This is a genomic window from Prevotella sp. P3-92, assembly GCF_002251205.1.
Lineage (GTDB): Bacteria > Bacteroidota > Bacteroidia > Bacteroidales > Bacteroidaceae > Prevotella.
Genome location: NZ_NPJE01000041.1, coordinates 43,674 through 68,143, shown reverse-complemented (window position 1 = coordinate 68,143; position 24,470 = coordinate 43,674). Strand labels below are relative to the sequence as shown.

Sequence of the window (24,470 nt, the reverse complement as noted above, 5' to 3'; positions counted from 1 at the left end):
ACAGAGTTTTAGTGTTTAATGAAAGACTTTCGTTATGAAGAGTTTTTAAAGTTCACTATAAAATAAACAAAAAGAAGTTCCGGCTTTACTAAAGATCATTTAAAACCGGAACTTCTTTCTTGTATGCTGATTCAATTTGTTGGTTTATTGATGGTTTTCTTCCCAAATACTCATTCTTTCTTCCAATTGTGCATATTGGTGATCTTCAATGAAAGAAGTGCACACCCGCAATCCTTCTTGGTCAGATCCTGTAGTTACGAGGCATATTGCTGAAACACCATAACTCATCAATTCGTAAGCCAATTGTCCGCTACTCATATTTTTGTATCCTATGGTGAAATAGAATCCATCCGCTACAGGTTCGTCCAAGTCTTTATCATAGACAATATGGAATCCATGTCGAAGGAATATTTCTTTCAGTTGATGTGCTCTTTTTCCATAGACACTTACTTCGCTTCGGAAATCATATTCCCCATTAGAAGCAGCTCGCAGCATGGCTGCCATAGCATATTGTGCAGAATGACTAGTTCCAGAGGACAAAGCATAAAGCATGCGTGTAGAGAAAACTGGTCCGAAGGTCAATCCTCCATATCTTGCTGCAAGTTCATCGAAATGGCGATGAAACAGTTTGTCCGAGATGCATGTCACACCAATACGCTCACCCGCATAACTGAAAGCTTTAGATCCGCTAATCAGCAGGATGTAATTGTCTGTATAGCGACCTACCGTCGGTTGGTACGGAGGCAGGAACGGTTTACTCAAGTCTCGACGGAAATCCATGGCAAAATATGCAAGGTCTTCCATCACAATCGCATCGTATTGAGTGGCCAGTTGTCCAATCGTCTTGAGTTCTTTCTCGTTGAGACAAATCCACGACGGATTATTGGGGTTTGAATAGACAATAGCACAGATATTACCTTGTTTCAGATAAGATTCAAGTTTCTCACCCAGACGTTCTCCCCGGTAACTATAGACATCAAATGTTTCATATTTTACCCCCATAACCTGCAATTGCATTTTCTGTACAGGGAATCCTGGATCAATGAATAGAACCGTATCTTTTTTGCTGTCAGCCTGCGAACAAGTCAAGAAAGAAGCAAACGTACCCTGCATGGAACCACAAACGGGCACACATCCTTCAGGTGCGATATCAATGCCGATGAATGCTTTGACAAAGCGTGACGCTTCATTTTTCAGTTCGGGCAGTCCCTGAATATCAGGATACAGATTAGCTATTCCGTTGCCCAACGCTTTCATCTGAGCTTCCACCCCTACCTTTGCTGCAGGAAGTCCTGGAATACCCATTTCCATTTTGATAAACTCCACTCCAGACTGTTTCTCTGCCCGTGCAGCCACGAGTTTAACTTCTCGTATAGTTGCTTTAGCAAAGTCGTTAATGCCCAGTTCGCCTACCAGTGAGTCAATGAGTTTTGGATCTATAGGTGTCTGTTTCATAATTGGTGTTCCTTTCCAATGGCCAATGCCTTGATATTCGCCTCGACGATAGTTTTTCCTTTTCTGGCGAATACCCGTTGTATGGCAGCTTCCAACTTATCATATTCAATATTCAAAGCCTTTTGTGCAGCTCCCAGAAGAATTACGTTGGCAGAACGAGGCACACCATTGTCCTTGGCCAGTTGTTCGATATCGAGCATGATAACGTGTGGTAATTTTTTGAGGTCATGCTCAATAACTGCCATTTCTGGATAGTTTGGTATATTGACAAAGGGAGATGCAGAAGTGATAATCCATCCCTCTTCGTTGAGGAACGGCAAATAGCGTAGAGCCTCCATAGGTTCCATGGAGATGATAACATCAGCCTTACCTTTTGCAATAAGGTCGCTGGCGATAGGTTTATCAGAGATGCGCAGATTGGACTGCACATCACCTCCACGTTGTGACATTCCGTGTACTTCAGCCTGTTTGATATAAAGGTTTTCGTTCATTGCGGCTTCACCGATAATCGTGGCAATAGAGAGAATTCCTTGTCCGCCGACACCGCATAGTATGATATCTGTTTTCATCTTGTTCTTGGTTTTAGTATTATACGGAATATGTTATTTTCGCTCGGCATTCTTTTTCTGCTTCAGATGTCTTTGCAACGTCTGCATGCACTCACGTCTTGGAATGATCACACTAGGACCATGATAGTTGATTTCGTCACGAATGGTCTGTGTGATTTCTGCCATGTTTTTAGGCAGGGGGACAACCACTTTGAGATGCTCCTCGCTTAGTCCCAGTCCTCGGCAGATGGCTTCAAACTTATTAGTTCCAGCCGAGTCTTGTCCACCTGTCATTGCTGTGGTGAGGTTGTCGCTGATGATAACTGTGATGTCAGCATTTTCGTTGATGGCATCTAAGAGTCCTGTCATTCCCGAATGAGTAAATGTAGAATCTCCGATGATGGCAACAGCAGGCCATTGTCCGGCATCTGACGCTCCTTTAGCCATTGTAATAGACGCCCCCATATCTACACAAGAGTGAATAGCTTTGTATGGTGGAAGGAAACCGAGAGTGTAGCAACCAATATCGCCAAATACGCGTGCGTTGGGATAGTCAAGCAATACTTGGTTGAGAGCAGCATATACATCGCGGTGTCCACAACCTTGACAGAGTGCAGGTGGGCGTGGCACGACATCCTCACACGTAGCATACCTCTCGTCGCTTTCTATACCCAAAGCCTTTTTGATGAGGTCTGGATTAAGTTCTCCTGTACGTGGAAGTTCTCCTGTGAGTCTTCCTTTGATGACAGTATTTCCAGGCATTACGCCACGCACCATTTCTTCTACGAATGGTTGTCCTTCTTCTGCAATCAGCACACTCTCACATGCCTCTGTCATTCGTCTTGCTAACGCTTTTGGTAACGGGTAATGACTGATTTTGAGTACGGGGAACGGACAACCGTCAGGGAAACATTCCATCAGGTAGTTATAGGCAATTCCCGTAGCGATAATACCCATGGAATGATCAGCAGCATCCTCATATTTATTGTGTGAACTCTTTTCTGCAATAGTTTCGAGTTCTGCTTGTTGCGCAGTAACGATAGCATTACGTTTTCTAGCAAAAGCAGGCAGCAATACCCAGTTAGAAGCCTGAGCATTGTAGTTGAGCTCGTTTTGTTGTCTTGGTGTCTCTTTCACTTTCACCACGGCACGAGAGTGAGCCATGCGAGTTGTAACACGCACGAGTACTGGCAGATGTTGTTCTTCAGAGAGTTGGAAAGCTTCTTCCATCATATCGTAAGCCTCTTGTTGGCTTGCGGGTTCGAGTGTGGGAATCATGGCAAACTTACCATAGAATCTGCTATCTTGTTCATTCTGTGAAGAGTGCATTGATGGGTCGTCAGCCACTAGAACGATGAGTCCACCGTTTGTTCCCGTCATTGCCGAGTTGACAAACGGGTCGGCGCATACATTCAGACCTACATGTTTCATGCAGACCATGGCTCTTTTACCCATGAAGGACATTCCCAATGCTGCCTCCATTGCAGTTTTCTCGTTGGTTGACCAACGACTGTGCACTCCCCATTCGCGTGCGAGTGCAGAGCCTTGGATATACTCGGTAATTTCCGTTGACGGAGTTCCAGGATAGGCATAGACGCCGCTCAATCCAGCATCGAGAGCTCCTTGCGCAATGGCTTCGTCGCCTAATAATAGTTTCTTCATGATTTTAAGTATTTTAGTTTATATCTGCATATTATGATTGTTAGAAAGGCATAGGTCCGTCAGGTCCATCATAGCCAAACGGAGATTCCATCGTGCCACCTTGGTCTCCCCCATTCACTTTGCTGCCAAGAATTTCACCTCCGCCGTCATTTGCGTTCTTAGTGTTGAGTTTGCCGTCTTCCGGATTCTCAAATCGTGTAAACTCACCTCTGAAGTTGAGCAACACATCACCAGTCGCACCTTTACGGTGTTTGGCAATGATAATCTGTGCCATACCTCTGAGGTCGTGTCCGTGTTCATCTTGATAAATATGGTAGTATTCTGGTCTGTGAACAAAGAGCACCATGTCCGCATCCTGCTCAATGGCACCCGATTCACGCAAGTCAGACAATTGAGGTCGTTTTCCATCATTACCTTCTCGGCTTTCAACACCACGGTTCAGCTGCGAGAGTGCGATGATAGGGATATTGAGTTCCTTTGCGAGTCCTTTGAGTGAGCGGCTGATGGTCGATACCTCCTCTTGTCGTGAAGAGAACCTCATACCTTGAGCGTTCATCAACTGTAGATAGTCGATCATGATAATCTTCACCCCATGTTCTCTGACGAGGCGTCGTGCCTTTGTGCGCAGTTCGAAAACCGACAGTCCCGGCGTATCATCCACATAAAGCGGTGCTCCCAATAGATTGTTGAGTCGTTTGTCAAGCCTATCCCATTCGTCAGGGTGCAGTTGTCCGTTGAGTATTTTCGAACCCTGGATTTCGCATACGTTAGAAATCAACCTGTTGACCAATTGCGTATTGCTCATTTCAAGAGAGAAGAAAGCCATCGGAACTTTATTGTCTGAAGCAATATTCTTAGCCATGGAGAGTGCGAATGACGTTTTACCCATGGCAGGTCGTCCTGCGATGATGATTAAGTCAGAGGCTTGCCATCCACTGGTCATATCATCAAGTTTATAATAACCAGTGGAAACACCCGTCAGTCCGTCTTTGTTTGCTGCAGCCTTTTGAATGCCATCTACAGCATTTTTGATGACCGGGTCGATTTGGGTATAGTCCTTCTTCATATTCTTTTGCGAGAGTTCGAAGAGCGAACCTTCTGCCTCCTGCATCAGATCTTCCACATCTATCGTTTCGTCAAAAGCTTTCGTTTCGATGACGCTGGCATAGGAAATCAGCTGTCGTGCGAGGAATTTCTGCGCAATGATTCTTGCGTGATATTCGATACTTGCCGATGAGGAAACCCTTGAGGAGAGTTCAGTAACATACCCTGGTCCTCCAACATCTTCGAGGTCCCCTTGATGAGCCAACTGTTCGGTCACAGTCCATACATCAACAGGTTTTTCGCGCAATTCGAGTTCTCTTATTGCCTCATAGATTTTTTGGTTTCGAGGTTCATAGAAACTTTCAGGATACAGCAGCTCACAGACCACCGAATAGGCATCTTTGTCGATCATGAGTGCTCCGAGCACAGTTTTTTCTATTTCTGTAGCTTGCGGCTGAACGTGTACGAAAGTATTATCAGTCGCCGGTTTTCTTGTGCGGCGTGGTTGTTTGTTATCTGGCATTTTGTTTTTAAAGTGTTATAAGCTTTCACATTCTTTTACCCACAATGCATTTGAGGCATCACTTGCCATTCTCCAGTCACCTCTTGGCGAGAGGCTGACGCTTCCCACTTTCGGTCCGTCAGGCAGACAAGATCGTTTGAATTGCTGGTTAAAGAATCTGCGGCAGAATGTGGTCAGCCATTTTTTGATGGTTTTCCTGTCATATTTCTCGTCGAAAGCTTGTTCTGCAAGCATCATGATCTTTCTGGGTCTGAATCCAAATCTCAGGAAATAGTAGAGAAAGAAGTCGTGCAGTTCGTAGGGACCTACAAGGTCTTCTGTCTTCTGTTTGATTTGTCCTTCATCGTCAGCCGGTGTCAGTTCTGGCGAGATAGGTGTATCAATAACGTCGATGAGCGTTGCTTTTTGTTCGTTGAACAGTTCAAGTTCTGCCATGTATCTTATCAGATACTGTATCAGCGTTTTGGGTACTCCTGCATTGACTCCGTACATTGACATGTGGTCGCCGTTATAGGTTGCCCATCCCAGCGCGAGTTCAGAAAGGTCACCAGTTCCGATGACGAGTGCGTTTTCCTTGTTGGCGAGATCCATAAGAATTTGCGTGCGCTCTCTTGCTTGCGAGTTTTCGTAGGTCACATCATGCGTGTCAATATCCTGTCCGATGTCTTCAAAATGTTGTTTGACTGCTTTGGCAATACTTATTTCCTTTTGGCTGATGCCCAGTGTCTGCATGAGACGGATTGCATTGTCGTGCGTGCGGTCTGTAGTACCAAATCCAGGCATGGTGACTCCCAATATCCCTTTTCTATCGTAGTCAAGCATATCGAATGTTCTGACACATACGAGCAAAGCCAACGTCGAGTCGAGACCGCCGCTTATTCCTATCACAACCTTCTGGCAATTGGTATGTACCAATCGTTTGGCAAGACCAGCCGACTGGATGTTGAGTATTTCTTCGCAACTTTCCTGCATATCGTCATCGTCGGGAGTGAACGGATGCGGATCTACGTATCTTGACAGTTTAAACTCAGCTGATTCCACCATTTTACATGAAATAATCTGCGCAAAAGCTTCTCGTTGGGCATTTACAAACGTGGTATTGTCCATTCTGTCCGTTCTGAGTCGATCCACATCGATTTGTGCCACTTGTATCTGTGGCTGCAGCGAGAAGCGTTCGCCTTCAGCGAGCAAGTGTCCGTTTTCAAAAATCATGGCATTACCTCCATAGACCACATCTTGCGTAGATTCACCGAATCCCGATGAAGCATAAACGTATCCGCTAATGGTTCTTGCACTCTGTTGCATGAGCAGGTTGCGAAGGTATTTATGTTTGCCGGTGAGTTCGTTGCTTGCTGAGCAGTTGAAGATAATATCTGCTCCAGCCAGTGTGAGATTGTTACTTGGTGGCACAGGTGCCCATACGTCCTCACATATTTCCACTCCAAACTTCACTCCGTCCGTTGTTTGGAAGATGGTGGGTTGTGCAGTCAGCGCGACGGGTGATCCTGCTAAGTAAACTTCCGTTGTTTTGAGATCTTGCGCAGAAGCGAACCATCGTTTCTCATAGAACTCGTTGTAGTTGGGCAGATATGTTTTTGCCACGAGTCCGAGCAGTGTACCTGCTTGGATGACAGCTGCGCAGTTGAGCAACATTCCTCCTGTCTGTACGGGTAGTCCCACGATGCAGATGACGTTGAGCTGTCTTGTAAAATCAAGAAGCGTCATGAGTCCCTCTTCCGCCTGTGTTAGTAACAGCTGTTGTCTGAACAGATCCTGACAGGTATAGCCCGTGATACATAGTTCTGGAAAGCAGAGAATCTCCACTCCCCTGCCCTCTGCGTCGGCAATGATTTTCTCGATTTCAAAGACGTTGTATGCTGTGTCTGCCACTTTTACTGCAGGAACAGCTGCTGCGACATTTACAAATCCGTATTTCATATCTCAACTATTTGTTACTATTTGCTTGTTTACTTCTCCGTTTATGGTATGAGGAGCGAAGAGTCGCCATAGCTCAGGAAACGGAAATCGTGGCTTAATGCGTAGTCGTAGATGCGTTTCCAGTCGCCTTTCACAAATGCGCTGACCAGCAAGAGCAACGTGCTTTGCGGCTGATGGAAATTGGTGATGAGCATCTTCACTATTTTATACTCATAGCCTGGTGCGATGATGATTTGAGTGGAAGAGTGAAGTGTGGTCAGATGGTGACTATCGAGCCATGCGATGATATTCTCCAAAGCCTTTTTTGCAGGCAGTTTACTGTCTGTTCCGGCTCCGTTTTCCTCTTCGTATGGTTCCCACTGGCAAACATGAAGTTGTTCTTCGGTGAGTTCCGGGTTGCATTCGAGTTTCAGACCTATATAATATAGGCTCTCCAGCGTTCTGACGCTGGTGGTTCCTACGGCAATGGCATTGGCATTGTGCTCCACGAGGCGCTCCAATGTATGTTTTCTGACAGCAATATATTCTGTGTGCATGTCGTGTTCGCCAATGTGTTGGCTTTTCACCGGTCTAAAGGTTCCTGCTCCAACATGCAGTGTGAGTTCCTCGCATTCCACTCCGTGACGGTCGAGGTCTGCGAGCACCTCCGGTGTGAAGTGGAGTCCCGCTGTTGGTGCAGCCACACTTCCTTTTATTTTAGAATATACGGTCTGATAGGTAGTTTTGTCGCTTTCCTGTGTTTCTCTGTTGAGATACGGAGGTATAGGGAGTTCGCCAGCCACATCGAGTATATCTGCAAAGTTTACATCTGTATTGTCCCATTCGAAATCCACCCATTGACTCGTACCGTGTTCGCCTTTTCTCGTGGCTTTGATGGTGAGGGTATGTTGCTTGACCGTGATGGTTCTGCAGAGTGTTCCCTCTTTCCATTTCTTGAGATTTCCCACGAGGCAGAGCCAACTGCATTTTTTGTTGGTTTGAAACATCTGTTCATAGTCTGCCGGTTCTGCCGGTTCGAGCAGAAACACTTCAATGAGTGCTCCTGTTTCCTTTCGGAAATGTAGTCTTGCCTGTATGACCTTTGTATTGTTGAACACCATCAGGGCACCTTTCGGCAGGAATTCTGCGAGGTGGTAGAACTTACTTTCTGAAATGTTTCCTTGCTGATAGATCAGCAATTTAGATTGGTCGCGCACGGGCAATGGGAATTTTGCTATGCGTTCATCGGGCAACGGATAGTTGTAATCGCTGATTTGTATTTCTTTCTCTTTCACGATAATATATTATTCAGACCTGTTTTCGAATGCACTTGTCGTAAGCTGATTGCGCCCTCGTCTTGTTGCTATCAAATGATGATTCGTGTCTTGTGGTAGTTCTCCCGAAACTCTGTCGGTGAACAGTCTTTCTTCTTCTTAAAGATACGATTGAAATTGCTGAGGTTGTTGAAGCCACATTCGTAGCATATTTCCGCCACGCTTTTTGAGGTATCCACAAGCATTCTGCTGGCATATCCCAGTCTCATGTCAATGACATAGTCGCTGAGTGTCCTTCCGGTATGGAGTTTGAAGAATCGGCTGAATGCCGACGGACTCATACCTGCAATATCAGCAAGTGTTCCGAGTCTGATCTCGTCCATATAGTTTTTGGCTATGAAATTCTTAACCTTGAGCACGCGTCTTGAGTCGCTTGCCACTTCTACCTTGGCGTAACTATTGCTTGCCAGCGGGCGCATTTTAGTGCTTTTCGACAGTTCGTAGAGTATGGCAAGAAACTGTGTCACAGCATAAAAACCGTCTTTGATAGAGCTGAGTGTATCTATAAGGTTATAGACGCGGAGGATGTCTTCCATGTGGAAGGCCAATCCTTTCCTTGCTTCAAGCATCATCTTCCGTAGCGAGTTGAATGGATTCCTACCGAAAAAACCGTCTTCGCTCAAGTCGATATAGAACTGTACAGTGACTTCGCGTATGTCTTCACTCTTACATTCGTTTTGTTCCCATACATGTTCAAGGTCAGGACTGGTTATGAGGACAAGGTCGTATTCTCCGATCACTTCATTAGAGTCACCCACAATTCTCCTCACACCTGGTGCATGTTCCACAAAGTTGAGTTCAAACACTTCATGATTGTGAATAGGATAAGTAAACTCCTTCTTTCTGCGGTCGGCTATGTAGAGGGAGTCTTTGCCCATCAAGGGCGTAATTTCGTGAATAACCCTGTTTTCCTCCATAAGACACTTGATACTTTAGATTTTCAGTTCCTTCATGATCTCGCTCATGCGCTGCAACGTTGAGATGCGTGTGGGAACCAATGGCAGTCGTAAGATATTGTCGATGAATCCCATTTCGTGAAGCATCGCCTTAACGCCTGCAGGATTGCCATCTACAAACAAGAGCGAGAAAAGATCGGTAAAGCGGTGGTGTATCTTTCGTGCGCCATCGTATTCACCTCGCAACTGCAAGCGAATCATCTTAGAGAACTCGCGTGGCAGCGCATTGCCTATGACGCTGATCACACCGACGGCTCCGCATGATATCATGGGGAAGGTAAGCGCATCGTCGCCTGAAATGACATCAAAGTCGTTGGGCTTGTTCTTGATGATTTCATCCACCTGCTCCAGATTGCCGCTTGCCTCTTTGATAGCCACGATATTGTAGCAGTCGCGTGCAAGTCTGACGGTGGTTTCCGCCTTCAGGTTGACACCTGTTCTTCCCGGTACATTATATAGTACTACGGGTAACTGAGTAGCAGCCGCAATGGCTTTGAAGTGTTGGTAAAGGCCTTCCTGCGATGGCTTGTTATAATATGGGCAGACGCTCAGCACACCATCAATACCTTTGAAGTCGCCATTCTGCAACTCTTCGACAACGGCAGTTGTATTGTTGCCGCCACAGCCTACGAGGATGGGTACCTTTCCGCCTACTGTGTTAATCACCAATTCCTTGATTTTCTTTTTCTCTTCTGCGGTCAATGTGGGTGTCTCGCCTGTTGTTGCGAGAATGCAGAAAAAATCGGCACCGTTGTCCAACTGATATTCCACGAGGCGATGAAGCGACTTGTAGTCAACCTCTCCGTTCTCTGTAAATGGTGTAATCAGGGCGATGCCCAAGCCTTTGAATATATTGTGTACCATAAAAAGCAATGTTTCTGTGCGCAAAATTACATAAAATTTTCTGGAATCTATTACATTTTGAAGAATTTTTCACTAATTTTGCAGCATTGAAAATATATAATGAATAAACAATCAATTCCTATACCGAAAAAAATATTCGGGTTGGCGTTCGCCACCATTGCTGTGCTGGCTTTTTCTGCCTGCCAGTTTAATTCTGATTCTTCCAACTGTCGTTCGGCCGCCAAGACGCAGCGTCTGATGGCTTTGGGAGATTCGCTCAAGCGGCAACAGCCGGGTTCTGTAGATTCCATCCGTCACGCCATGGCGACTGCCGATGATTCGCTCGAATATTACGACTATGCCCTGCTTTACGCTTCGCATTTCCTGATGACCGTCACACCAGACTCCTCTTTGTTTTATGTGGATAAGGCTGAACATTTTCTCAAGGCGTTTCCTGTCTCGCCCCGCATCAACGGTATGCGCGCCAGGACGTTGGCAGCACGCGGTTCTCATCTCTATCTGCTCCATGGCAATCCCGACAGCGTAGTGAGACTTTACCATAGCGCATACCAGTTATTGTCTGTTAGCGACCAGACAAGCTACTTGCCCGACTTGGCGGCTAATATGGCGGATGCCTATGCCGAGAAACATGATCTAACGAAGGCTTCACATTGGTATAGAAAAGCCCTCGTGCTTGCCGACTCATTGGGTAGAAACGATACGCAGACACTCTCCTATCGTATGGGACTCGGTCGGGTTTATACTGCTCTTGGCGACTTCCCCTCTGCACTCAGGAGTTACAAAATCGTAGATCAGCGTTTTGACGACCTCACTCCTGCCATGCAGATCGTGTTTCTTAACAACTATGGTAATACCTATTATTACCAAAAACAATACAGGCAATCGCTGAAAGCCTTTCGCAGACTGCAACGCCATTTGGAGCAAAAGGGAACCCCTGATGTGCTCGACATGAAGATTTGCAAGCTCAATATGGCAGACGTCTTTCTCCGACTCCATCAGTCTGATTCATCACGTGTTTATCTCGAACAGGTTGAACCTTTCTTCCACCAACGAAACATAGAGGCTGGCGTGTTCTATTGCAACACCATACGTATCGGTCTTGCACTCCATGCAGGACACTATGCAGACATTGAGCACACCTTGAGACAGGAACGCCTTTCCGCTCCGGTCAATCCGATGCTAAAAGACATACGCTACGAGTATCTGAGTGAGTATTACGCGCGTACGGGTGACTATTCACGTGCCTACCGCTTGCAGAAGAGTGTTTATGAGACCCACGACAGTATCATGAACCGACAGAATATCGCGCGAGCGAACGATATCATGGTGCGTTTGAGTGAAGATACGTTGCGACTCCACAACCAGCTCCGGGTGCAGGAGGAGCGTGCCAACTATCAAGTCAATCTCCATATCATGGGGGGAATCGTTGCTTTCCTGATCGTGGTGGTGTCCGTATTGTTGGCAAAACTGTTCTATAACCGCAAGCGCACCTTACAGCGTCACATCGATATGCTGAACCTCCGTCTGACCATCGTGCGCCAGCGCATCTCTCCCCACTTCATCTTTAATGTGCTCAATTCGTGCGTCGGTTCTTATGGTCCCAATGAGGCCAATCGGCTGACGCTGCTGGCGCGTCTCATTCGGTCGAGTCTCGACATCTCCAGCAAGACTTTCGTAACGCTGGACCAGGAAATAGACTTCGTGAAACAGTTTGTTGAAATGGAGAAATCACTTATGGGACAAGACTTTATCGTGTCTTATGACTTTCCTCCAACAGACAAGATGAACGCCATTCTCATTCCGTCGATGTTTGTGCAGATACTGACCGAGAATGCCATCATTCATGGACTGAAACATAAGGAAGGCGAGAAACATCTTATGATCAGCGTTGCCATTGACGATCAGCAGGCATGTATCTGCGTGAAAGACAATGGTCCTGGTTTTGACATCCGTGCCTACAACAATGCCAAGGCACGTATCGGACTGAATATCATCCGCCACACCATGGCGATTATCAACGAAGAAAACAAAAGTTCGAAGATCCGTTTCGACATCCATAATGACCATGGATGCAGCGCCATACTTACGGTACCGAGACACCTGAAAGCACTATAAAGTAAATATTTTACGAATTTAAACTGTTACACTATAAATTAAATACTTATGAAAACAATCATAATAGACGACGAGATTCTATCCATCGAAACTCTGAGCCGCATGCTCTTGGAATACGACGATATTGAAGTGGTGGGAAGCGCCTGCAACACCACGGTGGCAGAAGGTCAGATCAAGGCTGCTTCTCCTGACCTCGTCTTTCTTGATGTAGAACTGCCGGGCATGTCGGGAGTGGATTTCATCCGCGAGGTGAAACGTCTGACGCAAGGACGTTGCCGGGTGGTGATGTACACCGGACATAAGGACTCGATGCTTTCTTCGTTTCGTAACGAGGCATTCGACTTTCTACTCAAACCTGTTGACCGCGACGAACTCTCGGCGATGATTCAGCGCTTACGCCTCCATATCGAATCCTCCAACCAGAAGGCGCCTGACAACAATCCTGCCGACATCAACAGTACTGTACGGCGCGACCGCGAAAAACTGATTTTCAATACCAACTTCTCTGACTTTCGAGTGGTTTCCATTGCCGACATCGGACTCTTTTACTACAATAGTGACCAGCGAATCTGGGAAGTCGTTGTGTCGGGATGTGAAGAACCCATACGCCTGAAACGTAACGTCAACTGTGAAACATTGCTCGCCCTCGACCCTTGTTTTGTACAGGTGAGCCAGCGCTTTGTCATCAATATCAACTGTTTGATGGAAGTGTGCGACAATGTCTGTCGCCTCTATCCGCCCTTCGAACAAATTCAGCATGTCAAGGTGGCACGGCTCTATCGCAAGAAACTCATCAGTCGGTTTAATACCATTTGAACCGCTGTTGCCGACAAAAAGAAATAATATATCCATCACCATCATGAAAACTGAAAGCAACAACGATATCAACAAGCGTTCCAAGCAGACCATCCTCTTTCTGTGCATGGCCATGATCTGTCTCCTGACGGCGTGCAACGACGTTTTTGATGTTCATCCCTACGATGTCAACTACAAAGGCGAGACCCATCATAACAAGCAGGCCATCGCCGAAATAGAACAACGGTTTGCATCAAGAGACTCCCTGCGCATCGCTTTCATCAGCGACACCCATGGCTGGTACACCAATACCAAGGCAGAGATTGACGACATCAACAAGCGTAACGACATCGATTTCGTGGTGCATTGTGGAGACCTCACCGACACGGGCACGAAAAAGGAGTATGAACGGACACGGAAGATCCTTCAGAAGCTGGATGTACCCTATGTGGCATTGATAGGCAACCACGATTTCTTAGGCACGGGCGATCAGTCATACCAAGTACTCTACGGATCCTTGGATTTCTCATTCATCGCAGGACGCGTCAAATTTCTCTGTCTCAACACCAATGCCACAGAATATGATTATATGGCGGCAGTACCCAATTTCGACTATATTGAACAGGAGATTACCGCGCGTGCCGATGAGTTTGACCGTACCGTCATCATCATGCACGCCCCACCCTATAGCGACCAGTTCAACAATAATGTGGCAAAGGCATTTCGAAGATATATAGACTTTCTGCCCCATCTCATGTTTTGCGTCTATGGTCACAACCACAATAGCGTAGTGAACAATATTTACAGCGACGGACTGCTGTTCTACGGCATCGACTGTTCCGACCACCGCATCTATCGCATCATCACAATCAGAAAGGAGGGATATGATGAAGAAGAGGTTCATTTTTAGTCTGATCATGCTGCTCGTGGTGTTCCGTGCCCAAGCACTCCCACCAGACACCACATACGTGGAAAAGGCAAAAGAGAGTTACTATGACAAGCGCGTGCACCGTTACCGTAAGCATTGGGCCGCGCTGATTCCCACACAATTCATCATTCAGAACGCAGGCAACATGGGTGTGGTCTCTGCTGGATTGGGATGGGATTATGGTAACCGCCGACAATGGGAAACCGACCTTCTCTTCGGTTATATTCCTGCCCACCAGAGCACACGTGGCAAACTCACCATGACGCTCAAGCAGAACTTCGTTCCGTGGAGTCATAGCATGAAAAACGGGTGGAGTATCGAACCGCTGACCGCCAGCATTTACATCAATACCGTCTATGGTCATGAGTTCTGGAAATCACAGCCCAGGCGCTATCCCGATGCCTACTACAATTTCATGTCAACAAAATTCAGACTCAATATCGCGTTAGGTCAGCGTGTCACCATGACCATTCCCAACCACCGCACGAAATTGTTTGCTAAAAACATTTCGTTCTTTTATGAAATCAGTTCGTGCGACCTATATATCCGCTCGATGATCCTCGATCATGCCGTCAGTCTGAATGACATCATCGGCTTATCACTCGGAGTAAGAGCCTGCATTTTGTAACCGCAGAAATTTTTAAGGTCAGAAATAACGGAATTATTTAAGGTCATACTTTACACGGATTACACTCTAAGTTTCCTAAAACGAATTTTTTGCGTTACAAATAACAGATAACTGTTTCCTAAAACGAAATGACGAACAAGAAGCGGGTAAGTTTCATTGGCAGAAAATGGAAAGGGTGCACCCAAAGATGCACCCTTCATTTCTTTTGGTCCTGTGGGAACGGACCTACGCAAACTAAGTAATTCTAAATGTTTCAGCTCTGTGGCTGAGTTTTCTTGCTTAAAATCTCTTGCCAGTTGAAATTACGAATCAGACCTGTGACGGTTTCGAATGTCATAATGAAAACTGAGATGAAACAGAAGATAAATACGCCCACAACCATCAGTCCGATCTTCATCACGATATAGATGAAGTTGGCGGGGTTGACCTCTCTACGGGTCTCTGTATAGCCGTTGGAATAGCGATATTTCACAATATCGTCGGGGAGTAACTGCATGGCAAGACCTACTCCGAAGAAGAATGCTGCCAAACGGAATCCCCACTTCTGCAAGCCTCGCATGAGACTTGCCTGGCGACGGTGACGTGATAATATATAGCCTCTGGGGTAGCCTGATATGATATATAGCGGGATGAGAATGATGAGGTAGATCATCCACGCACGTTTGGTATTGCTGCTGCTCTTCATAGAGTCAACAGCTCCCTGGGTATCTTTCAGCGCCAGTTCTTTCACAGCCTTGAAATCTTTTGCTGCGAGTTCCTCAAAGCGCTTCTTGTATTTCTCGTAGTCTTCCTGTTCCTTTTCGGAAGACTTCAAATAGGCTTTCTTCCTTTCGTCGGTAGAGGCGGTGTCTGCCTGCTGCTTGTATTTTGCAGAATTGAGGCGTGAACTCTCTGCCCTCTGGTTATAATCGGTGAGATAGTAGGCTTTATATGCATTGGCACCATTGAGGCGCTCGTTGTAGTTTAAATTCCTTTCCCAAAGGACGGTATCCATCTTCTGATAAGCAATAGTGGTGTCGGCTTTCTGCCACAACTCTACTATCTTCACGTCTTTCTGGCGGTTTTGGACTGATTCCTGATCTAGGTTGCTGAAATACCAAAAGATGCAGGCACCGAGAATACTTCCAGCGATAAGTGCCAATTTCCAAGTACGGTGACGCTTGCGAGAATAGTGCACCACCTCTTTTAGGTCGCGTATGCGCTCATTGAACTGTTCGTCGTTAGGATCATCTGCCGAAGCCTGTGCCTGCTGGATGAGATCCTCCATGCGGTCGATTTCTTCTGGTGAGGTCGGATAGACGTTGTCCCAGTCGGTACTTCCCATCTTGATGTCTTTTGCTTTCACATGCGATGAGGTGAAAAGAGCTTGGTCAAGGTAACCCCAAGCGTCATAGTTTTTTTGTTGCTGTTCGTCCATAATTGTTTTATTGGGTTAAGTAATAATTGTCTTGTCGACTACGATGTCGCAAAGGTAATGCTTTTATTAATAAATCGTGTTTCATTGGGTAAAAAAACATGCTCATTAAAACAAAATCAGCATCTACCATTTGGTAAACGCTGATGTTCATCGGGTAAAAACAGCTTAGTATCAGGACGATGTGTGGATTTTACGATATTCTATGGGTGAACAGTCATGATAGCATGCAAATACACGGCGGAACGTAGATTGGGAGTTGAAACCTGATTTTTCTGCCACGATTGCCAGCGAATCAGATGTGGTGCGGAGCAGATGTTCGGCATGACTGATGCGTAGTTTGTTGACATAATCATAGAAGGTCTGACCGTTTTCCTGGTTGAAATATCTGCTGAGATAGGTACGGTTGGTACCAACCAGCGTGGCAACATCTGAAAGTTTAAGTTTGGGGTTGAGGTAGATTTGTTCCTGATAGAACAACCGTTGCACGATAGTGGCTATTGTACTCTGCTCCATATCGCTTTCATCTTGCGGTTCGTCGATGGTTTCAGTATTGACGAGTTCGTCTATGACAGATTCGTGGCGATACAGAAAATAGCTCAATACCATCCATAATGCCAGCGAGCATATCATGTATAGGTCGTCAGCATACGCTGTGCGCCGTAAAGAGGCTATGGTCCATACGATGAGGATAAAGAAGAAGCTGAACAATACGCCTTGCAACCAGTTGAGATTGATATTTTCCTGATAGGAGAAGCGGTCTTTCAACTGGCGATGGTAGTCGGAAATGAGCATCAAGGTTACGACAAGTGTGCCGATACCATAGATGGCGCCCCACCCTACAAGGCAGTGAAACCAAATAGGTGCATTGGTTATAAACAGTACTGCGATGAGGACAATAAAAACGGTCTCATGGAGTATGACTTTCTTCCAAGTAAGCCATCCGGGCTTAACAAGTTCCTTGAGGATGAAATTATAGATCGGTATCACCACCATGTCCATGGCTGTGAGTTCGTTCCACAGACCATCGTTCACTATGTTCTGGTTTTCTATGTAGAGGAAAAGGTCCTTGAAACTCTCTGCACAGGTGATAATCATGAGGATGGAAAACAGCCGTGAGAGCATATCGCTTCCTTTGCGCCAAAACATCCATGCCATCATAGAATAAAACATAGTACACAGACCATATATATAATAGGTGAGCGAATCAATCATCGGTGTCGTCCTTTTTTTGTAAGTAGCGTTATGTTTTTAGTAAATGCAAAATTACGAAATAATAATGGAAAAAAGAAAACTTAACGCCGTTTTTTCTTCGATTTTAAACAAAGTGTAACTTCCTAACCCTAATATCGGCTAATTTCTTTGGAGTTTCACTTTTTATTTGTAACTTCGCAGCGGTCTATAAACATTTTCAGCAAGATGCAAAGCAAAATCCTACTCATTTACACAGGTGGAACAATCGGTATGAACCGAAATCCACACACAGGCGCTTTGGAACCTTTCGATTTTGAGCACCTGCTCTACAATGTGCCAGAACTCAAACAGTTTGACACGAAGATTGATACCATACAGTTTGAGCCTCCTATCGACTCCAGCGACATGACGCCTGCCCGATGGACTGAACTGAGTCACATCATCGCCAGTCACTATGACGCATACGATGGATTTATCGTGCTTCACGGTACTGACACCATGGCATATACTGCCTCTGTCCTATCCTATCTGCTGGAAAACCTCACCAAGGCGGTCATCATCACAGGGTCGCAGCTGCCCATCGGGATGTTGAGAACGGACGGAAAGGAGAATCTCATCACCTCGATAGAGATTGCTGCAGCGAAAGACCATGAGGGTCATGCGCTCGTCCCTGAGGTTGGCATTTATTTCAATGGACGCCTGCTACGAGGCAACAGGACAACGAAGCAAAGTGCTGAGGAGTTTAATGCTTTCGAGTCGTTCAACTATCCTCATCTTGTGGATGCAGGAATCAATATCACCTACCATACGGAAAGGATGCTCAAACCGGATTGGGACAAACCGATGATCCCGCATTTCAAGCTCGACAATAATGTGATTATATTCTCGCTCTTTCCCGGCATACGCGAAGACTTGGTGCGCCACGTGATTGCCACACCAAATCTGAAGAGTATCGTCATGCGTACCTTCGGTTCGGGCAATGCCCCACAACGACCTTGGGTGATGCACGCGCTGAAAGAGGCTACGCACAACGGCAAGGTGGTGATCAACATCAGCCAGTGTATTCAAGGTGCAGTAGAAATGGGCCGATACGACACGGGGTATCAGTTACAAGAAGCGGGGGTCATCAGCGGCTACGATTCAACAGTGGAAAATGCGGTGACCAAACTGATGTATCTGCAATCGATTTTTGATGATCCGGAAACGGTAAGATATTACATGCGGCAAAGCATCCGTGGAGAAATAACCGTCTGACATCGGTAGTGTTTCGGGATATGCCACACAAACATTTCGCTTGATCCTGCCACACATCGATTACAAAAAAATAAGCCCCACACCTTCAAGGTATGGGGCTTAAATATTATCTTCCAGTTTCTACTTTTAGAAGAAGAGGTAGCGGTTGTCAACTACTTCAGCCTTCTGGTTGAGTTCCTGCATGTAACGTCCTGCTGCACGCATTGCCATCTGCTGAAGCATCGCCATCTGCTGCTTCACGTCAAACTTAGCACCTGCCTGCAGACTGCGCTTAGTCACTTGGAAGATGTAAGCACCACCATTGCCCTTGACAGGAGCCTGACACATCTGTCCCTGCTTAACAGCTGAAACTGCACCACTCAAAGCGGGCTCGCTGGCACCTGTGCTCTGTACGAATGCAGGAGCAGAGAATGTGATCTGGTCAACATTGCTGATGACAGCACCCTTCTGCTTGGCAGCGGCAATGGATTTAACACCATTCAACTTAGCAGCGGCAACTTCAAACTTCTTATCGCGGATGACTTCCTGACGTACCATGTCTTTCACGTCGTCAAGGCTACGATAGCCTACACGGTGAATCTTGGTCAGCGCAATAACCATCATGTGGTCGTTGTTTCCACATTCGTAGAGTGGTGAAACATCGCCTGGCTTAGCATCAAATACCCATTTCATAGCTTCACGTGTTGAGCGTACGCCTGCCACATAGTGCTCTGAATTGACCATATCCTGACGCTCCATCACTTTGAAACCAAATTTCTGAGCATTCTTCTCCAGTCCCTCCAGTGTTTTGTTTTCACTGACAAACTGGCTGAACTTGTTGTATGCCTGGTTGTAGGTTTCCTTAGAGAAATCAATAGTGTGCTTGATGATGGCAACATCATATTTGGTGGTCATCGCCTTGCGGTTGGTCACTTGAAGTACCATATTAGCCTGTGAGAGACTGAGCTTCACTACCTCGCCAACAGCAGTGTTGTTGAGGGCTGCGATGTATGCCTTCGTATCAGCATCGAGCGTCTGTGCACTTTCGTACATGGCAGAAGTCATCCATGTCTTCTGACCAGTCTGACCATACTTCTTAGCGAGGGCTTCAAAATCAGCATTACCCTTCAAGGCTGTATAAACGCTGTCTGCACTCTTTGCAGCTTCAGCTGTTTCGTCGCCTACCTGAATCATGCGGAACTCGATAGAGTCTGGCTGTTCTACTTTAGCGATGAGCTTGATGACGTTCAAGGTGTTGTCATAGCTTGTTTCGAAAACAGCAGAGGTCTGACCTACAGCCATAGAGTCAAGTTTGGCAGCTACATCAGCTGGGAATGCACGCTTGGTGGCTGCAATGCCTGTGTAGGCAACCTGTGACCGAGCTTTGCGAACAACTTCAGAAGGAGTCATTCCGCTTTCAAGTTTCAGCTTGGCTTCGCTCATGGTCTTGTTCAGCGCAGCACGGTCAGTCTTTGAAGGGAGAACCTGGAAGTCAACATACTTGATGTCGCGGCTTTCAACGGTCTGTTTGAACATTTCCTTCATCTCGTCATACTTAGCCTTCAGATCGCTGTCGGCAATCTTCACCTCGTTGTCTTTGATAGAGGTGTATGGGATAGCAGCCAAGGTGATGTTGCTTTCAATATTGTTATCATCGAAAGCCATCTTTGCTGAAACAGGGTTAGACAGCAGGCAATGACCCAGGAGGCTCTGGTATTTCATCATCAGCGTCTGCTGACGCAGCTGCTTCTCGATGAATTTCCAATAGTCGTAGATCTTCTTGTACTGCTCTGCAACCTGTTGCTGTTGTGGCTGTGACTGCATTTTCTTATACTCATCTAGGAATTTGGTGAGCTGGGTTACGTCGAAACGTCCTGTCTGCTGGTTGATGAAAGGAGTCTGAGTCAACATGGGGTTGGTACCGGCCTTCAGGATATTCTGAAGTTCTGCATCGGTAACGGTCAGACCTAATTCGTTGGCCTCTTTCTCCAGGATGGTGGTATTGACCACTTCCTGCCAGATCTGGTCTTTCAGCTGATTGAGTTCATCGTCAGAAAGGCTTTCGCGACCTTGGGTCATCTTGATTACTTCCTGATACTCGTCGACCATTGCCTGAAAGTCCTGAACGGACACTTTCTTACCTAACACTTCGCCGACTTGTTGACGTTTCTCGTTGTTTGTTGCTTCGCAAGAGCGAAACATTTCTTCGGCGATAAAAGCAAAGAGGGCCAATCCAATCACGGTGGCGAGGACAGGTCCCCAGCTTCTGATTTTTCCAATTACTGCCATTGTTTTTTAATTATTTTATTTTTTTGTTATTGCTCTAAGTTTTTCATTGACATGTTCCACTTGTCTTTTTCTGCCATGCTGTCAGTATAGGCAAAGATGTGCAACTTGTGGGTCATGTTTCCGCTTTTAGCGTACAAAGTTAGTAAAAAATAGTCATTAAACGAAAGATAATCACAAAAAAGTGTAGTTTAGAATCGTTATTCTTCTACTTTCAACCTTACAAGTTCTATCTTTGTCATGGTATTTTTTACTATCTTGAATTCAAAATGCCCGATTTTGACCACTTCATTGAGTTTCGGAAAACTTTGATATTCATGAAGAATGAGGCCTCCGACTGTCATATAGTCGTCGCTTTCGGGCAGGTCGAGGGAGAACATCTCGTTGACCTTTTCTATTTCCAGTCGGGCAGAAAGCATATATTCGCCTTCACCCAACTGTTTTGCCACATAGTGCATGTTGTCATGCTCGTCTTCAATATCACCGAAGATTTCCTCAACAATGTCTTCAAGCGACACAAGGCCACTGGTGCCACCGAATTCATCGATGACCACTGCCAATGATTTCTTTTCTTGAAGGAATGTGTGCATCAGTTTGCTTGCTGCCATCGTTTCCGGAACATAAGGCATTTCGCGGATCATGCTACTTGGAATCGGGTCTTCGCCCACGATTTTAGCGCCTATTCTGAAAAGATCTGATGAATGGACATAACCGATGACGTGGTCAATATCTTCACGATAGACCACAATCTTGGAGTGACCACTTTCTATGAATCTGCTTTTCAGCTGGTCCATCGATGCCTTCTCTATATCCACCGATTCTATCTCTGTGCGGGGAACCATACAGTCGCGTACCTTGGTATCAGAGAAGTCGAGTGCATTATGGAAGATCTTGACCTCTTCAATCTGTTGTTCGTCAGGAGCATTGTCTATGCTGGCCTGTACGAGATAGTCCAAATCTACTTTTGTAAATGCCTTGTCGGCACTATCGTTGTCGATCTTCTGTCCTGACAACCGCAGCAGACCTTTTGATAGTACTGTGGCAAAACGCGAGATGGGAAAGAGTGTGACGTAGCACGCCATGGTAGGAACAGCAAAGAATCGCAGCATCGTATTGGGACTCGCCTTGAATATCGTCTTGGGCAGGAATTCTCCTGTAAAGAGCACAATGACTGTGGATAACAGCGTATCGGCCGTGACACGACTTCCGTCATTAAGTGAGGCAAACAAGGTGTTGTCGAATATTGCTGCAAAGAGAATGCCATATACTACCAGAGCGATATTGTTGCCCACTAGCATGGTGCTCACAAAGTCGTTGGGGTGGCGGTAAAAGAAGGAAATGGCCTTGTCTGCCAGTCCGTTTTTCTCCCGTTCCATCTCCGCTCTAAGTCTGTTACTGGAGACGAAAGCTATTTCCATGCCTGAAAAGAAGGCTGAAAATATCATGGTAATGATGATACCTACTATAAGATTTGTCATGGTTGTGATGTTTTGGTCGTTGCGGCACGCCTGACAGCCGGTTGGCGTTGTGACTGTTGTGTAGTGGCAGTATCGGAAAGTGTGGCAGTCTTCTGCTTGTCGGGAGCAGTGTTCTCGCTTTCACCACTCATATCCGACTCCAGGAAGGAACCGACACTATTGGTGACTTCATAACGTTGCATGCGTTCGTCACTCCGAAAATACGTGCCTTGCATTTCGCGTTCGGGCGTGATAACCTTGGAAAATTTATGGGAATAGAATTCATGGGCAATACCGTCCCAGAACAGTTCTTCGCTTCTGAATATAAGTCCGTTTACATTACGTATGCGCACTCTTCCACGCAGTTCCCACAATTTCTTTTGATCATAATACCACGCAGTATCGGCCTGTATATAACCTTCTACATGAAACTTCTCATCAAACTGTTCAAGGAAAATGCCCTTTTCAAAAGTCCAACGACTGGGGTTCTTCACGGTATTGACATCCCACCGTTCAGTAACGATGCGGTATTTGATGACACCAGAGTCGCTGATGAGGGTGTTGATACCATAACTTGTCATCATCGAGACAGAGTCACGGTCACGCACAGCAGGTGCAGTATGGTCTTTTGGCTTTTGGCAGGACCCTGCCCCCACAGACAACAGCAGGGCAAGCATAGTGCCCGCCCAGATGTTGGAAGAATGGTATTTTCGCTTAAGTATCAATTTACAAGTGTTGTTTGTTTATTATATGTTCTGAGACAGACTTATTCTACTTTCCACTTAGCAAACCATTTCTCATTGAAGGTAATGCCAAGATTGATGCGGAAGGTATTTTCTGTTATCAGATTGGTGGCTGACTGTCTTGCCCATTGGACACTAATGTTGAGAACAGAACGGTTACCCCATTTGTTGACCAATGGGATGCCCATACCTGCACTCACGCTGAGTTCTTTCGGTCCATCTTGTCCGTTTACTTTATAATAAGGTGTGGCGTAAGATGCGCCAAAACGATAGTGGGTGTGCGTAAGAAGATTCTTAAGACTCAAGGAAGTCCAGTTGGATGCACTTGGAATCCAATCAAGTCCAACAGTCATCTTGTGGCGGTTGTTGAGCAATCCGCTTACAAGTTGATATTTGTTGTTTTCGTATTTAGGATAATCGATGTTTGACCAACGCTGGAAAGAATAATCCGCACCAACTGTGAGCGTTTTGTTGTGACACCATGCAAAACCAAGACCCAATGTCATTGGGAGCTTGAAAGCATCGTCTATAGTCGCCGTGTCTGACGTCATTACACTATTCTGGGTATCGGTATTGGTATTGATCAGCTGTGCCTCGCCTCCCATTTTATGACCTAATCCGAATGTTGCACCAATGGTCAATACATCTTTCTTACCTAAAGCCTGTTGGTACTGCGCTCCAAAATCGAGTTTGTAGGTATTGACGCTTGTTGAATAAATACGGCTCAGGGTATTGGCTGCAGACTGGTTGGTGGTGTTGGTAATGCTGCGCTCTGTATTTCCCCAGAGATAGCCAGCGTTGACACCGACAGAAAATCCTTTAACAGGTTCCCAACCGGCACCGACATATACTTCACGCAATCCGCCGTTACCGCTATGGGTCTCTATACTATAGAGTGAAGAACTGGCAACATCGGTGCGCGAATAGGAATAACCTACATTGGTGAATGGTACGATACCGAAACTAATACCCAAACTGGGCATTGCACGGAACATAGCCACTGCATATTCAAAATCAGCATTCTTGGCATTCACCTTTGTGTTACCTTCCTTAAAATTTGTAATTTGTCCGGAAAGCCCCACGTCAAAAATCATAGTTAGGGAGTCGGCTGCAGAATACGATGCAGGGTTGAGCGTATTCACCTGATTTCCGTAGCGGAAGCCAAGGCCAAGACCATTCATGCCACGATTAAACCCTTGTGACTGTTCTGACAAAATACCGAGGCCATATTGGCTGTAAGGCGAGTTGGTGCCACTCTGAGCGCTAACAGTCAGGGCACTGGCAAAAAGGAGTATGCCATTTATAAAAAGCTTCTTCATCTATTTGTTTTGTTTATCTTTTCGATTACGGCTTGCAAAATTATCGAAAAAAAAC

19 protein-coding genes are annotated in these 24,470 nt (G+C 46.0%); 5 read left to right on the top strand and 14 right to left on the bottom strand.

The annotated features are described in order from the left end of the window. Positions 1–144: 144 nt before the first annotated feature. The 8 genes from CIK93_RS06835 to dapA all read right to left on the bottom strand — a co-directional run bounded on the left by CIK93_RS06835 (position 145) and on the right by dapA (position 10,303). On the bottom strand, positions 145–1,455 hold the full coding sequence (locus CIK93_RS06835; RefSeq protein ID WP_094446969.1) for a pyridoxal phosphate-dependent aminotransferase: 1,311 nt from the start codon (positions 1,453–1,455) through the stop codon (positions 145–147). Continuing rightward, positions 1,452–2,024: an indolepyruvate oxidoreductase subunit beta gene (locus CIK93_RS06830; RefSeq protein WP_094389601.1), complete on the bottom strand. Its 573-nt coding sequence runs from the start codon at positions 2,022–2,024 to the stop codon at positions 1,452–1,454. Before CIK93_RS06830 ends, CIK93_RS06835 begins: the two co-directional genes overlap by 4 nt. 33 nt (positions 2,025–2,057) lie before the next feature. After that, positions 2,058–3,665, bottom strand: coding sequence for a thiamine pyrophosphate-dependent enzyme (locus CIK93_RS06825; RefSeq protein ID WP_094446968.1), 1,608 nt, complete (start codon positions 3,663–3,665; stop codon positions 2,058–2,060). Between the two features lie 40 nt (positions 3,666–3,705). Next, the gene (dnaB, locus tag CIK93_RS06820) at positions 3,706–5,232 is read right to left on the bottom strand and encodes a replicative DNA helicase (protein ID WP_094389599.1); all 1,527 of its coding nucleotides are present in this window, start codon (positions 5,230–5,232) and stop codon (positions 3,706–3,708) included. A 15-nt stretch (positions 5,233–5,247) separates the two neighbouring features. Beyond that, the gene (locus CIK93_RS06815) at positions 5,248–7,170 is read right to left on the bottom strand and encodes an NAD(+) synthase (RefSeq protein ID WP_094389598.1); all 1,923 of its coding nucleotides are present in this window, start codon (positions 7,168–7,170) and stop codon (positions 5,248–5,250) included. A 41-nt stretch (positions 7,171–7,211) separates the two neighbouring features. Then, positions 7,212–8,444: an S-adenosylmethionine:tRNA ribosyltransferase-isomerase gene (locus CIK93_RS06810; protein WP_094389596.1), complete on the bottom strand. Its 1,233-nt coding sequence runs from the start codon at positions 8,442–8,444 to the stop codon at positions 7,212–7,214. 71 nt (positions 8,445–8,515) lie between these two features. After that, positions 8,516–9,361: an AraC family transcriptional regulator gene (locus tag CIK93_RS06805; RefSeq protein WP_371597696.1), complete on the bottom strand. Its 846-nt coding sequence runs from the start codon at positions 9,359–9,361 to the stop codon at positions 8,516–8,518. A 54-nt stretch (positions 9,362–9,415) separates the two neighbouring features. Next, complete coding sequence (gene dapA / locus CIK93_RS06800) at positions 9,416–10,303, bottom strand: 4-hydroxy-tetrahydrodipicolinate synthase (protein ID WP_094389594.1); 888 nt, start codon at positions 10,301–10,303, stop codon at positions 9,416–9,418. Positions 10,304–10,402: 99 nt separating this feature from the next. Here dapA and CIK93_RS06795 point away from each other — a divergent pair, with 99 nt between their 5' ends. Genes CIK93_RS06795 through CIK93_RS06780 form a run of 4 tightly spaced genes read left to right on the top strand, consistent with a single transcriptional unit; the run spans position 10,403 to position 14,769 of the window. Next, the gene (locus tag CIK93_RS06795) at positions 10,403–12,418 is read left to right on the top strand and encodes a tetratricopeptide repeat protein (protein WP_094446967.1); all 2,016 of its coding nucleotides are present in this window, start codon (positions 10,403–10,405) and stop codon (positions 12,416–12,418) included. Positions 12,419–12,466: 48 nt separating this feature from the next. Continuing rightward, complete coding sequence (locus tag CIK93_RS06790) at positions 12,467–13,234, top strand: LytTR family DNA-binding domain-containing protein (RefSeq protein ID WP_094439034.1); 768 nt, start codon at positions 12,467–12,469, stop codon at positions 13,232–13,234. 43 nt (positions 13,235–13,277) lie between these two features. Next, positions 13,278–14,123, top strand: a complete 846-nt coding sequence (locus CIK93_RS06785) for a metallophosphoesterase (protein ID WP_094436770.1) — start codon at positions 13,278–13,280, stop codon at positions 14,121–14,123. Next, positions 14,098–14,769: a hypothetical protein gene (locus CIK93_RS06780; RefSeq protein ID WP_094436768.1), complete on the top strand. Its 672-nt coding sequence runs from the start codon at positions 14,098–14,100 to the stop codon at positions 14,767–14,769. Before CIK93_RS06785 ends, CIK93_RS06780 begins: the two co-directional genes overlap by 26 nt. 253 nt (positions 14,770–15,022) lie before the next feature. Here CIK93_RS06780 and CIK93_RS06775 read toward each other — a convergent pair whose 3' ends face one another. Together CIK93_RS06775 and CIK93_RS06770 are read right to left on the bottom strand one after the other, a co-directional pair. After that, complete coding sequence (locus CIK93_RS06775; protein ID WP_094446966.1) at positions 15,023–16,186, bottom strand: hypothetical protein; 1,164 nt, start codon at positions 16,184–16,186, stop codon at positions 15,023–15,025. Positions 16,187–16,357: 171 nt separating this feature from the next. Next, complete coding sequence (locus CIK93_RS06770; RefSeq protein WP_094389965.1) at positions 16,358–17,398, bottom strand: AraC family transcriptional regulator; 1,041 nt, start codon at positions 17,396–17,398, stop codon at positions 16,358–16,360. A 204-nt stretch (positions 17,399–17,602) separates the two neighbouring features. Between CIK93_RS06770 and CIK93_RS06765 the strand changes: the two genes are divergently transcribed. After that, positions 17,603–18,631, top strand: coding sequence for an asparaginase (locus CIK93_RS06765; RefSeq protein ID WP_094446965.1), 1,029 nt, complete (start codon positions 17,603–17,605; stop codon positions 18,629–18,631). A gap of 126 nt (positions 18,632–18,757) precedes the next feature. On the opposite strand, the gene CIK93_RS06760 is transcribed toward CIK93_RS06765, so the two are convergent. The 4 genes from CIK93_RS06760 to CIK93_RS06745 all read right to left on the bottom strand — a co-directional run bounded on the left by CIK93_RS06760 (position 18,758) and on the right by CIK93_RS06745 (position 24,415). Then, positions 18,758–20,899, bottom strand: a complete 2,142-nt coding sequence (locus tag CIK93_RS06760) for a peptidylprolyl isomerase (RefSeq protein WP_094446964.1) — start codon at positions 20,897–20,899, stop codon at positions 18,758–18,760. Positions 20,900–21,096: 197 nt separating this feature from the next. Then, a complete protein-coding gene (locus CIK93_RS06755) occupies positions 21,097–22,374 on the bottom strand; it encodes a hemolysin family protein (protein ID WP_094389962.1) in 1,278 nt (425 codons plus the stop codon). Beyond that, entirely contained in the window at positions 22,371–23,030 is a 660-nt protein-coding gene (gene lptC, locus CIK93_RS06750; RefSeq protein WP_094389961.1) for an LPS export ABC transporter periplasmic protein LptC, read from the bottom strand. Before lptC ends, CIK93_RS06755 begins: the two co-directional genes overlap by 4 nt. Positions 23,031–23,119: 89 nt before the next feature. Continuing rightward, positions 23,120–24,415 (bottom strand): hypothetical protein, encoded by a 1,296-nt coding sequence (locus tag CIK93_RS06745; RefSeq protein ID WP_094389960.1) that lies wholly within the window; start codon positions 24,413–24,415, stop codon positions 23,120–23,122. Between the last annotated feature and the right edge of the window lie 55 nt (positions 24,416–24,470).